We start from the raw sequence: 13,718 nt of genomic DNA, 5'->3' as shown, positions 1-13,718 counted from the left end.
CGTTTCGCATGAACTTGGAGGTTGCTATTCAAATACCGTTGCTAATCCAACACCAGCGCGGTTGTTTGACTGCTAGGACAACTGCGCCGTTTCGATACTCACATCGATGTCACCCTGTCTAAAAACTGTATTACAGCTTGATTGAATAGATCAGGAAATTCCATCCAACAGTTATGTCCGCCACGCTCTAATACTACTAACTCAGCTTTTGGGATCCTGCTAGCAAGTTCTTCTGAACACTCTATAGGGATGAAGATATCATCTCCACCAATCAAAACCAGAGTCGGAGCTGAGATTTGGCTAATTCGCGATCTCGTGTCATGCTTCATCAACGCAGCAACTTGTCCGGTAAAACCATAAGTGGATAGCGGATAAGGATGATTGATCGCACGATTGACTGAAGCCGTCACCGTTTCATCATGTTCAAAAAATGTGTCTGTATAAACCCACAAGAAGCCTTCTCTTATGCGGGTTTCTAACGATACATTTTCGTTCAACATTCTCAGCCAGTTCTGAACTAAATGTTTTGCTTTGGCGGGAAATTGAGCGGCGGTTGTATTGAGTAGCAAACTTTTCACTAATTCTGGATATTTAAGCGCAATGATCTGGGCAATCATGCCGCCCATTGAAAAACCCAAAATATGAGCGTTATCCACATTCAAAAACCTTAATAAGGCAACAGTATCATCCGCCATCATTTCGGTTGAGTAATCTTCATTAGGAGCATCCGTTTGTCCAACACCGCGATTGCAAAATCACACTAACTTCGGGCTCATGGCAACTTTTGGTGATCCAAATTGGCTGGCAAGGCGTAGATGGGATTAGCCTTTATGTGCATCCCATCATGAACTTCCTCCAGCATCTACTCCCTGACTCATCAGCCTTGGCATTGAAACACTGGGAGTTAGAGACGGCAACTCACCAATTCGTTATCACCGTAGAATCCACTCAGGTGATTGCACATTGTCCATTATGCCAAGCGCCCACTGGGCGAGTGCATAGTCGCTATCAGCGAACCCTTAGAGATTTACCCTTGGTTCAGTTCAGCCTCACTCTCTTATTAGAGGTCTGTAAGTTTTTCTGTCTCAATGACACCTGTCCGCGACGCATCTTTACCGAGCGATTACCCAGCCTGGTCGCCCCTTGGGCGAGACGCACGGCTCGCTACACAAACCATCTCATCGCCATGGGCCTGGAATTGGGCGGGTCAGCGACCGCTCGATTAAGTTATCAAGTGGGGTATGGCTATAGTCGAAATACCTTTCTGCGGCTTCTCTCTAGCTTACCGCTACCCGAGGTGGTCACCCCCAAGATTCTGGGTGTGGATGATTTTGCCTTCCGTAGAGGTCATCATTATGGGACTATCTTGGTGGATCTCGAAACGAACCATCCCATTGCCCTATTACCTGACCGAACAGCAGAAACCTTGGCAACCTGGCTAGAAGACCACCCAGGCATCGAAATCTTGTCACGAGACCGGTCCAAGACGTACAAACGTGGAATGACCCAGGGGGCTCCTAATGCCATTCAGGTCGCAGATCGCTTTCACCTATTACACAATCTTGAAGAGACTTTAGAAAAGGCACTGAAAAGTCACTCGAAACTTCTCAAACAGGTTGAGCAAGAACAGCTTCAATCTGAGGGTGTTCTTGCCTCTGACGTGTCGATATCAGAAGGCTCAGTTCCCCAACCTCAAACAGCACAACAACGGAAAACGGCCCAAAAGCGAGCTGAACGATTAGACAACTATGAACAGGTCCACAGCTTACGACAACAAGGATACAAAATCAAAGACATTGCCTACCATCTAGGAATGGGGAAGCGTACCGTGTATACCTACCTGTCTCACGAGACATTTCCAGAATGGCAGTCGTCCAGCCGACAATGCAAGAGCATCTTAGATCCCTACAAACCCTATCTCATCGATCAATGGAGCCAGGGACGTCAGCACACTAAACAGCTCTTTAAGGAGATTCAACAACAGGGGTATTCAGGGACCTATAAAACCGTGGCCCGCTATACCCATACGCTACGGTCAGCTCAGTCTCAACCACTCCCCCATCCCGACTCTTTAAAGGACCTGCCCGGTCGAGGTCCGGCCCCAAAGGTGACCATCAAGTCCCAGAAACCATTAAGTGCCAGGCGTGCGGCTTGGTTAGTGCTCCAGCGACCAGACACGTTGACAGACAAGCAAAAAACGCTGTTGGAATGCCTCACTCAACGATCTGAACTATCGGGAATGATCCGGCTCACTCAGGGATTTATAGACCTTGTCCGACAGCGGCTTCCCAAGCAGCTAGATAGCTGGCTAGAGAAGGCTAAAAATAGCACAGTAAAAGCATTTCAGAGTTTCGCTAAAGGCATAGAAGACGATTATGAGGCGGTCAAGGCAGGCATGACCTTAGACGTCAGTAATGGACCGGTGGAAGGTCAAAACAATCGATTAAAAATGCTGAAACGACAAATGTTTGGTCGCGCTGGGCTAAACCTATTGGCCAAACGACTGATCTTAACCAATACATAGTCTCTTAAGGCGATGGTTTAAGTGAGGGTAGTGCGATCACCAAAAGTTGCCATGAGCCCGAAGTTAGTGTGATTTTGCACGGTCCAGGTGTCGATTTCATTTCGTACCTGTAAGACAATCTTTTTTGTAAAAACCTGCACACCCTATGTCTTTCCCACCCCCAAAGGGATTCCCATTGGCAGAATCAAAGAGAAAGCAATCTTTCCGGTAACACCCCCTGATATTAAGTTATCCGGCGATGATTTTAACTACGGCAATTCTCGCTATGGGAGTAATGGCAATCGCTATAGCCGAAATCCCTGTTTCTCTGGTGCAGGCGGTGTCACAGGAGATATCGTTGACCGGGCTGTTGACGCCCTACTCACGGTGCCGCTATATGACCGCAATGGTCAACTTGTTGGCCAAGGCTGGGATGAAGCGGGGGTGAGAGAACATGCCCCCCTACTCATTGGTGCAGCCCTAGAGCACGGGGTCACCGATCCGGCCCACATTGCTTATATCCTGGCGACGACTGGCCATGAAGCCTTATTCCGTGGCCCGATTGAAGACTTTGAATCCGGCTGGCAACGACGTACAGGTCCAGGAGACTATGGCGCTATCCATAGTGCCACCGGTCATCGTTACTATGGTCGCGGCTATGTACAAATTACCTGGGCGGCTAACTACCAAAAGATCGACCAGGTTCTGGGCACCAATACCTACCAGAATCCAGATCAGATGTTAGATCCAGCCGTGGCGGCACCGGCCACAGTTATCGGTATGCGCGATGGTATTTTTACCTCCCGCAGCCTGGACGATTATGGTTATGGCGACAATTTTGACTGGAATGGCGCGCGAAGCATCATCAATGACGGCGATCTTCGCTCGACTATTGGTGGCTATGGTCGACACATTTATGAGTACATCAAAGATACCGATTCAAATGATGTTCAACAAGCGGATGGTACGGTCGCTTCCAACTGTGCTCCAGGCAACGGAAGTGTTTCATCCCCCCTTGGAGGCACATCTCTCGAAGAGTTGTTAAATACCTACCAGCTCGCTGACTTTCAACGCTTTGAGGCCTATCGCGCCTACAGAAACGGCTGGCATGGAGGCATTGACCTCGATTATCGGGCCAATGGCGGTGCCGGTGGCGCAGTCAGTTCGGTCTCCCAGGGCACCCTCGTATCTGTCAAACAAATTGGCAATGCCCGTACGACTGGGGAACCCAGCGTTCAGGTTGTTGTCATGACCACCGATTCCCTCGGTCGTCAGATTGAACAGCGCTATAATCACTTATCATTAAGCTCCGTCCAAGCGGCAACAGGATGTGGACTGGGTGATTGTAACGTCCCTGTAGGTTCTGGCACCCAAATTGGTGCCGTTGGTGAAGAAGATACCTTATCCCGAGGAGCCCATCTCGATTACAAAGTCAAAATCGACGGTCAATTTGTTGATCCATGGGGATTCCTGCAGGTTCAGACTACAGGTGGTTCCGGCACGATTAACACAATCGATCTATCCACAGGAGCTATCGGCTCAATCGAGGTCGTTCCATTAGGGGTCACGGAGACTGAGGAGATACCGTCCTCACCCTCTTCTTAGAACGCAACGCTTTGGCATAACAACATAATCTCAATGAGAAATCATGAAACCCATAAGACCCATAAAATTTCTGTCATTCCTCCTAATCTCAGCCGCAATTGTCATCATGCAGTTGTCACCCGTTCATGCCTTTGAAACACCACCAGGATTAGAAAACGCCTATCAACAGGTGTTATCCGATTGGGCCGCGCCACTACTACCGGCTGAAATCCCCTTTGAATTTACTAGAGTCGAGACCAGTTCCAGTGCCTCTCACTACCTTATCTCCATTGACATTAATGAATTTCAAACCGTTGCGATCTCAGCGGGTAACGGCAGCAAACGAATTGACGCAGTGTCATCAACAGCTGTGCAGCAAATTGCCCTCAACAATCAAGTCGTCGGCTATTTTCTTCCGGCAGGTGAAACCGATGAGGAACCACCCGAACTCTCTTTTTTGATTGAAGAGATTAACTACTACGTCGGGGGCTGGGCTGCACCTGAGGATTTAATTGAGATCGCGAACTCCATGATTGATAACCAATAAGCACACCATGAGATTACTCACGAAACCACTCCTCATCCTGGCAGCCTGTGCAGTTGTACTCTTCACGGGATCATCGCTTCTGGCTCAGTCTAATGAAGTCACCGTTGAGGCGATTCAAGCAGAAACACAAATCCCGGTTCTGATACCGGATGAGACGGTGCTGGCCATTGAGAGTCCTCTCTATCCCGAGATTATTTACACCGGTCCCGATGGCTACTATGTGGCCTATGGATTCACAGAAAACTGCGCCGATGCAGGCTTTTGTAACTATGCCCGTGTCCAAGGCTATCGCATCGGTTCCACCGCTTCTCACTTTAAGCCAGACTCACTTGATGAGTTGATTACCGAGCGCACCGAAGTACTAGCGGAAGCACTGCACATCTCGCCCGACCCGATTGAAACCGTCACGCTTGCTGATGACTCCGAAGCAACCGTTCTGCCCTGGTATTCCTATGCCAATCCAGGCAATACCGAAGTCATTTTTGAGCGTGATGGCATTCGTTATCTCTTTGCCATTGAAATGGCTCCCAATGCAGATGTTATCTCCATGGCCAATTCAGCACTGACCTCCTTTCCTGAGTAATCCCATGGCCGACTCCCTTGGTTCCACACAGCCAGCCTCACCAGCAGCAAACTATCTGTCCTCACTCTCGCCCCAGCAACTTGGCATCCTGGGAGCCTGTGCGGTCGGCATTCTGGCACTGGTCATCCTGGGCAATCAAGGAAGTGGTCGTAAATCACGACTAGCCACCAGTCGGTGGGCGAAAGGGAGCGACCGCAGTCGAGCAAAAAAACGAGCCAAACAACAAATTAATGGACGTGAGAAAAATAAGGTCACCCTATGGGTAAACGGTCCCAAAATAAATGTTGTTCACCGTGAGGAGAAACCAACTCAATACAACGTCTCTGGAGACCATAAAACGATTTACATCCCGGATGCACAGCGCGGTATGTCGGTGATTGGTGGATCGGGTACCGGTAAAACCTTTAGTGTGATTGACCCGGTGATACGGTCTGCCATTGCCCAGGGGTTTCCGTTGTGCCTTTATGATTTCAAATATCCGGCCCAAACCCAGCGGGTAGCGGCCCTAGCCGAAGCCGCAGGCTATGAGGTGAATATCTTTGCCCCCGGCTTTCCTGAATCTCAGGTGTGTAATCCGTTGGACTTTATCCACGATGCCACTGATGCGGCCACCGCCCGTCAAATCGCAGAAGTTCTCAATCGGAATTTCAAACTTTCAGCCGCTCAATCGGACGATCCATTTTTCTCCAATTCAGGCGATCAACTGGTGGAAGCCACTCTCCTACTGGCTAAAGCCTTACCTCATCCCGATGTGATGACGGCCTACACCATCCTTAGCGATCCGGATCTCATTAACCGGCTCAAAGGCATTAATGCGGTGAATCCTTGGGTTGGTGTGGCTTTTGGTCAGCTATTAAGTACCGCCAAGTCTGAAAAGACGGTCGCCTCCATTGTCTCTACAGCGGCACTGGTCTTCACTCGCTTTATGAAAGCAGGCATGTTACCGGCCTTTTGTGGTGAATCCACCCTGCCCTTGGATATGACCGGGAAACGACTGCTCATCTTTGGCATGGACCGTAATAAGAGGGATGTCGTAGGACCTCTGGTAGCCACTGTTCTCCACATGGTGATCACCCGCAATGTTACCCGGCCTCGTACAGATCCACTGGTAGTTGTCTTGGATGAGTTACCCACGCTGTATCTGCCCAATCTGGTGCAGTGGCTCAATGAAAATCGGGAAGATGGCCTCTGTACTCTCATCGGCTATCAAAACCAGACGCAGTTGGAAAAAGCCTATGGAAAAGAGCTAGCCCAGGCTATCTTTGGCGGCACCGCCTCAAAATTTATGTTCAATCCCCAAAGTGCGGAATCCGCTGACATGTTTAGTCGGATGCTTGGCGATGAAGAGATTCGCTACAAGTCGAAGTCCCGCAATACCGGCAGTGGCAAAAGCAGCATCACTCGTGCGGATCAAGAACGTACCCGTCGTCTCTTTGCGCCAGAACAGTTTAACCGACTGCCCCAAGGTCATTGCATTTACATCAACCCCGCCTATGGCAGCCGTAAAGAAGGCTCAGTTCCCCAGAAGCTCAAAATCAAGGTGACTCCCCGTGAGATCAAGGCCCAAACCCTGAGCATCCAGTGCTGGGAACAGCTCAGGAATAGCCTGATCTCACGAGGTATCGGCAATACCCCTCAAGATCCCAAAGCGGTCACCATTCGAGAACAGGAATTTCAGACCAAGTTACCCCTCACCCGCAGCAACGACACCACCATGCCAACCGGCAATGCCCTCACTGCCTCACCCCAAACCATATCCAGACGCATTTAAGCCCCATCGATAGGAGATTGTCCAATGCAAACGGGATACACACAACTGGATGCCGAAGAACGCGAAGCCGTCCGCACCAATGGCGCGATTACGGGTCAGATGCTGACAACAGCCGCTCGTCTCACACGACAGGCATTGGACCGGGGTCTACAGTGGTTCCAAAACAGAACCCGACCTCCCACTGAGTTAGAACTCACGCGATCTCAGCAGCAGGCCGCTGACATTATCGCCATCACTACTGAACGCTGTGGTGAACTTCAGAGTGATGGCAGTCTTGCCTTTGAAACAGAACAATATCGCTTTTCAGTGACACCCGATGGCATTTATTCAGCGGTTGATAAAAATCTCGAGTGGACTGTCTTTGAATTTCAGCGAGGCCGTACAGCAGTACAAGAAAAAGCAGCGGCACTGGCCGATTTAGCAGCGGATTATGGTGACTACACTCCCGAAGCGGCAGCGACAGCCACCAATGGTGCGATCGATGACTTGTTTACCGTCATCGACGGACCTGATTTAGAGATTGATCAAGCTGTTCCAACCTCACCAGTTGTAACTACACCCACCGCAGAACCGGTTGTTGATGACATTACACCCACGGTCACTCCACCTGAGGCTATATCTATTGCCACGGCTGAACTGACTGCCCCCATTGAAGAATCGGAACCAGTACCTGCTGTTGACACTACTCCAGCACCTGGAGACAGCAACAATTCTCAGACGATGGCGGCGTTCTTTGCCAATCTGGTAGACACCCAAGGGCAGATTGAAACAATTGAAGCACCTCAGATAGAAACAGCACCTGCTGAGGTCATGCCCTCTGAAGAACCACCGAGTCAAGTCATTGATGATCCGTGGATAAAAGCCCCCTCTGTGGAGCCCACCGCTGAGATCGCGGACGAACTCATAGAATCCTACGGTGAACCGATTCAACCGAAACCACCTAAACGGTACGCCGGAGAAGACTTTGACATTCTCCAAAACGACAATCGCTACGAAGTGCGTGACAAGGACAATCAAACGCTCTTTAGCTTTGAAAAGCACGGCAATCAGTATCACATCCTCCAGGACAATCTCAGCGACGAACAGCGCCAACAGTTTGCTCGGGTCCATACACGCACCCAGTCAGTAGGACTAGATCAGGTGATGGCTGACCCTACGGGCAATACCCAGCTGCGCTATCTCGAAGACCTGGCTCCTGAAGGCAGTAAAGCCGTTTCCTTTGCTCATCATCAGCTGGACCTGGCCCATACCAATCAGCTAGAAACCCAATCCCAAGGCATCATTCGCCATGAGGATCGCTCCTTGGTGATTTACAACAAGGCTGACAATCGGGTAGTCGCTTCGTCCACGGCTCAAGGTGAGATTTCGTCCCAGATGACACCCCAGGAAAAGGCCACCTTTGACCGGGCATGGCAGCAAACCACACAGCAGCAACAAACCATGCCACAACCATCCCGCAGTCCAGATCTCGAACGGTAAATTCCATCATGGCCAAAACCCTTATTTCCTACACCCTCGCCGCAGGCATTTTGACACCACCTGTCATTCTGGGTAATCAACCCACAGAACCTGATGCACAACCATTAACATCAGATTATCCGCTGATTCAGGCAGCTCAACCCGTTCAGATAGACAAACCCATTCCCCATAATCTCCCGACTGTTGTACCACCACCACCAGCCGTTGTGCCCATACCCCAGACAATTGCCCCGCAATTTGTCACCTATCGTCCTGAACGAGTGCCAGTGGCAAGCACATCTGAAAGTCTTCCACTACCTGAGCCACCAGCTCCAGTAGGGCAAGAACCGACTGAGTTCGCTCTCTCGGAACCACACATCCCTACAGATAGTCCTGATGTGACTTCGGAAGCGGTCTCACTACTGCCGCCGTCACCCACTATTGAGAACTCTGACGTAGAGACTCCAGAAACACCTGATTCGTCTACAGATCTCACAGTACTGCGTGACGTTACTCCCCAAGCCCATATCAGCAGTACAGCTCCCTTAAGTGCCTACGACATCATGTCCGGTGAACGGCTGTGGGAAACAACTGAACCTCTTACCGTTCAGGCCAGTAATCATCAGGTCCTGCTTGATGACCAAGCCCATACAGAACTCATTCTTATCGTGCCTAACAATGAATCCATCACTGTTAATGGCACGGATTATCCTGGTGGTCTCATTATCCGTGCCCAAGAGGATGAGCTTTACGTCATCAACTATCTCTCGGGAGATCAGATGATGACGATTCAGCCAGAGGTTGTCTCAACAATCACTTCTTTGTCTGAACAAACAGTCACCCTTATAGCCCAATCCGAACCGGCTCATCACTGGTATGACCTGGATGGTCGTTTACCAGAACAGCCGCCGCAAATTTGCACGGCGTGGGTCACCATAGATGGGTTCTTTGCTCCGGTGTCCTCCATGTCGACTGTACCCATGAATTTACTCACTGCCCAAACCGCCGATGATTTTACCCAGTTGGGAAAAGAACTCATCGATATTCAAGCCCTCCTTCAAGCCCAAGCCTATGAACTAACCGAACACGATACCGTTCCAGACTGGATGCAACCCTGGCCTGTCGATATGCAAACCGTCTTTTGTTGTCCTACCTGGAATCAATGGATGGTGCAACAACTTCAGCAATGGCAACCCACTGAAGACCAGGTGCCTCTTACCATTACCAATCTTGTTAAAGCAACCGTCTTCTATCTACGCTCCGGCGAACTAGACCAATTACCGGCCTAATCCATGGATTTAGCGGACCAACAGACACTCATTCAGCAGTTTCAGGCCCATTTTCTGACTGGAAACGGGTTTTCCACCATCGTGCAGGCCCGACAGTTTGCCAATGATCAGTTGGACCAGTCCCTGGATCCGCTCTCCTCCGACCACAAACAAGTGGATGAAGCCATTGAAAAAGCTATCGTCCGCAGTGCTCGGATTTTAATCTCAGGCAGTGATTCCCTTGCACCACCCATCACTACCCACCAGGCCTTTGACCGACTGACTGATTTACTCAGCCATCAGCCTCGTTTGGCCGTGCGCACCTCCACCTCCATGGCCCAGCAAGCCTACAGCACACCCATTCCCATTGCCTATTTTGCTGCCACCCTGGCAGGCATTGATGCCAACACCACTGTCTATGAACCCACTGCAGGCAATGGAGCCTTACTCATTTCGGCGAATCCAGCCCTGGTCATCGGCAACGAACTAAACAGTGACCGATTGACAGAACTTCAACACCAGGGATACACACAGCTGACTCAACATGATGCCTGTGACTATAGTCCTGGTCAAAGCATTGCTAATGTGGTGATTACCAACCCGCCCTTTGGTCGTGCCCGAGATCCGACAACGGGTCACAGCAAACGGTTTGCCATTGGTGATACCTGGAGTGCTCAGCTAGACCATGCCATTGCCTTTAAGGCCCTTGATGCGCTCAAGGATAACGGTCGAGCGGTCTTAATCATTGCTGCGCCCCACCGTCGTACTCAACAGATCACCGATGAGTATCGCGCCAACCAATACAACGAGCGTGAAACCCGTGGCTTCTTTTTTACTCTCTATCGCCACTACACCGTCACCAATCATCTCACCCTGGATGGTGACCTTTATACCAAACAGGGAGCCGGTGCCGATATTGATCTGATTGTGATTCAGGGGCGACGGTCATCGCGGGATGATCCCTTTGTTCGAGCCTTGCCCGCCGTAGATGTCCCGCCCATTCTCAACACCTTTGACCAGCTTAAGGAGAGATTACCCGATGTTCCCCTATCCCACCTATCCCTACCTTTGGAGGCCCCAGAAGAGTCCAGAGATTCTCACGGTGAAGGTCCCCCAGGAGTACACCCACCTGACGGACCGCATCTATCGGACACTGATGGAGGAACGTCTGAGCTGGCTGATGTGGGAAGCGATGACGACAGAAGGCTATCGTCTGACGGACATTCACCAAATCCTGAGTCAGTTTCTCTCCCAGACCGCCCCCACCCAGATGCCACCGAACCTGCCGGACAGTCTGGAGGACGAAGACGGCAAGATTCAGTGGTGTCAGGACTGGGCACAGACACTAGTCCAGGGCAACGAGATCGTCAGAATAGTTCTGAATACAGCCGACCTGACCATACCGCCCCTAACCCCAGACAGCCCCCTCTATTCCAACGGGCTGGATCTGCACAACAGCACTACCCTCCACACCTGGCTCGATACAGTGAAACCCTAGCAACCGCCATGGCTCAACCTGTTTCCACCCCCAAAGACACCACCCAAGTGCCCTATCAACCGCGCAGTCAGGGTCGTCCCATGGATACCCTGATTCCGCGCAATATGGCGAATTCAGCCCAGGTGGCTCTCACTCGCTTTGAGCAACAGCATGGCAACATCGATGAATTTGTCCGCACCAGCCTGGGCTACAGCTCCATTGGTGAATTACACCAGCGGCTCTACGCGGAACAGATTGACACCATTGGGCTGGCCATTAGTAATCTCAACCAAGGTAATGGCTTTGTCATTGGTGACCAAACAGGCATTGGCAAGGGTTGTCAGTGTGCAGCCCTGATGGCCTACAGCACTCGCCAGGGAAAACCGGTGGTGTTTTTCACCCAAAAGAATGCCCTGTACAAGGACATTCTGCGGGACCTAGAAACCATCGGCGTAAGAGATTTTGCTCCCTTTGTGACCGACAGTAATGCCAAGATTGACCTGGGTAAGGGGGCGATGCTGCGCACTGGCAGTCATAACCAGCAGGAACAAGAAATGAACCGGCTGATGGGGCTAGGCAATCTGGGCTCCTATGATGCGGTGTTTACCACCTACAGCCAGATTCAAACAGTGGCTCAAAAAGAACCCCTACGGCGACACTTTTTAAGATCGCTGGCTGAACGGGGAGCCATCTTTATCTGCGATGAAAGCCACGAAGCGGGCGGGTCTCCCCAGACCGGCTGGCAGATTAATGGAGCACCACCCAACCGGGCCGAATTTATGCGCGAGTTGATTGATACGACGCTGGCCAGTAGCGGCGGCGTGGTCTACAGCAGTGCCACCTATTCCAAACGGCCTGATGTCATGGACCTCTATGCCCGCAGTACCGATCTGCGCTACGCGGTGGGCAAACATCGGTCATTAGAAGTCACTCTGCGGGTAGGTGGCGTACCGCTCCAACAGGTGATTGCGGCCAAGTACGTTAAGTCCGGTCAGATGATGCGCCGGGAACGTTCCTTTGAAGGGGTGTCCTTTGACACGCTCACCGTTCCTGCCGATAAAGAAACTGCGGATCAGTTTTCGGCGGCGATGCGGGCTATTAATGCGTTTGATCGGGCTAAGCACAAGGAAGTGAAACGCCTCAGCAAGGAACTGAGAAAAGAAGCCAAACGCATGGCCCTGGACAATGCCATCGGCCAGGTGGGCGTAAAATCCACTAACTTTACCAGCCTGATGCACAACTGCATTGAGCAGGGGTTGTTGGCTCAAAAGGCAGAGGCGACAGTTCAGACCACCATTCAAGAACTAGAAGCCGGACGCAAGCCGGTGATCGCCTTAGACAATACTATGGGAGCCTTTATCGATGACTGGGCGGAGACCCATGATGCTAAACCCGGAGACCGGGTCAATATTACCTTTTCAGATCTGTTGGCCCGCTATCTGGAGCGCTCCCGTGATATCTCCATCAGTGACCATGCTGGACGCAGAGACCGCCGCCCCATGACCGATGAGGAACTGGGCATCGATGGTATGGCCGCTTACATGGAAGCCCGAGACATTATTGATGATAGCGATCTCTCCCAGATTCCCATTAGCCCCATTGACTATATCCGAGGACGCCTGGAACAAGCAGGCTACACCACCACTGAAGTCACGGGACGAAAATCGGTTCTTGACTATGACGCCGATGGCTCAGCTGTCTACAAGACTCGTTCAGCCAAAGAGATTTCCACCAATGGCAAAATCGCAGCAGTTAATAACTTTAACAGCGGCCAGGCGGATGTCATCATTATCAACCGCTCCGGCTCCACTGGCATTTCTCTCCATGCCTCAGAAACCTTTGCCGACCAACGGCCACGGGTAATGATTGTGGCCCAGGCCAGCCGGGACATTAACACCTTTATGCAAACCCTGGGACGCATCCACCGCACCGGCCAGGTGGAGCTGCCCAATTACAAACTACTGACAACAGACTTACCCGCCGAAAAACGACCCGCTGCCATCCTCAGCCGTAAGATGGCTACCCTTAATGCCAATGTCACCGCAGACCGGGAAACAGCCACCTCTATTCAGGGTGTCGTGGACTTTTTCAATGAGTACGGCGAGACGGTGATTACCCAGCTGCTCGAAGAAATGCCCGAACTCAATGAGCAACTGGATGACCCACTAGGCAGGGCCAATGACAATGATTTAGACCTAGTGTCCAAGGTGACGGGACGTTTACCGCTGTTGCCGGTAGCCGAACAGGAGCGGACCTACCAGCTCATTGAGACGGGCTATGCCGACCTGGTGGCTCAAAAGGAAGCCATGGGAGAAAGTCTTCTCCAGGCCGACCAGCTGGATTTGGATGCCCGCACCATTGCCCGGATGGAAGTGGTACCTGCAGACACTAAGTTTCAAACTGAATTTAGTGGACCGGTTTATCTCGAAGTCATTGACGCCAAGTCTCTGAGTAAACCACTCACACAGGTGCAGGTGGCTAACCAGGTCTGAGAGTTTTTAGAACAGCCACTCAATCAGCAGGTTGC

8 protein-coding genes and 1 pseudogene are annotated in these 13,718 nt (G+C 51.2%); 8 read left to right on the top strand and 1 reads right to left on the bottom strand.

Going from position 1 to position 13,718, the window contains the following annotated elements; translation table 11 throughout:
• Nucleotides 1-98: 98 nt before the first annotated feature.
• Nucleotides 99-737 (bottom strand): annotated as a pseudogene (locus tag QGP82_RS07940) (alpha/beta fold hydrolase); the annotation flags it as partial.
• 107 nt (nt 738-844) lie between these two features.
• Between QGP82_RS07940 and QGP82_RS07935 the strand changes: the two are divergent.
• The 8 genes from QGP82_RS07935 (at nt 845) to QGP82_RS07900 (ending at nt 13,683) form a co-directional block, all read left to right on the top strand.
• Entirely contained in the window at nt 845-2,524 is a 1,680-nt protein-coding gene (locus QGP82_RS07935; RefSeq protein WP_499058349.1) for an ISL3 family transposase, read from the top strand.
• Nucleotides 2,525-2,611: 87 nt separating this feature from the next.
• Complete coding sequence (locus tag QGP82_RS07930) at nt 2,612-4,108, top strand: glycoside hydrolase family 19 protein (protein WP_499058239.1); 1,497 nt, start codon at nt 2,612-2,614, stop codon at nt 4,106-4,108.
• A 106-nt stretch (nt 4,109-4,214) separates the two neighbouring features.
• The gene (locus tag QGP82_RS07925) at nt 4,215-4,634 is read left to right on the top strand and encodes a hypothetical protein (protein ID WP_499058237.1); all 420 of its coding nucleotides are present in this window, start codon (nt 4,215-4,217) and stop codon (nt 4,632-4,634) included.
• A gap of 7 nt (nt 4,635-4,641) precedes the next feature.
• Nucleotides 4,642-5,217 (top strand): hypothetical protein, encoded by a 576-nt coding sequence (locus QGP82_RS07920; RefSeq protein ID WP_499058235.1) that lies wholly within the window; start codon nt 4,642-4,644, stop codon nt 5,215-5,217.
• Nucleotides 5,218-5,221: 4 nt separating this feature from the next.
• Nucleotides 5,222-6,988 (top strand): type IV secretory system conjugative DNA transfer family protein, encoded by a 1,767-nt coding sequence (locus tag QGP82_RS07915; protein WP_499058233.1) that lies wholly within the window; start codon nt 5,222-5,224, stop codon nt 6,986-6,988.
• Between the two features lie 24 nt (nt 6,989-7,012).
• Nucleotides 7,013-8,467: a hypothetical protein gene (locus tag QGP82_RS07910; RefSeq protein ID WP_499058231.1), complete on the top strand. Its 1,455-nt coding sequence runs from the start codon at nt 7,013-7,015 to the stop codon at nt 8,465-8,467.
• 8 nt (nt 8,468-8,475) lie between these two features.
• Complete coding sequence (locus QGP82_RS07905) at nt 8,476-9,735, top strand: hypothetical protein (protein ID WP_499058229.1); 1,260 nt, start codon at nt 8,476-8,478, stop codon at nt 9,733-9,735.
• 3 nt (nt 9,736-9,738) lie between these two features.
• Entirely contained in the window at nt 9,739-13,683 is a 3,945-nt protein-coding gene (locus QGP82_RS07900; RefSeq protein ID WP_499058228.1) for a strawberry notch C-terminal domain-containing protein, read from the top strand.
• The last annotated feature ends 35 nt before the right edge of the window (nt 13,684-13,718 follow it).

This window comes from Leptothoe sp. LEGE 181152, assembly GCF_032906605.1.
GTDB lineage: Bacteria > Cyanobacteriota > Cyanobacteriia > Phormidesmidales > Phormidesmidaceae > Leptothoe > Leptothoe turfae.
This window is presented reverse-complemented; position numbering and strand designations above follow the sequence as displayed.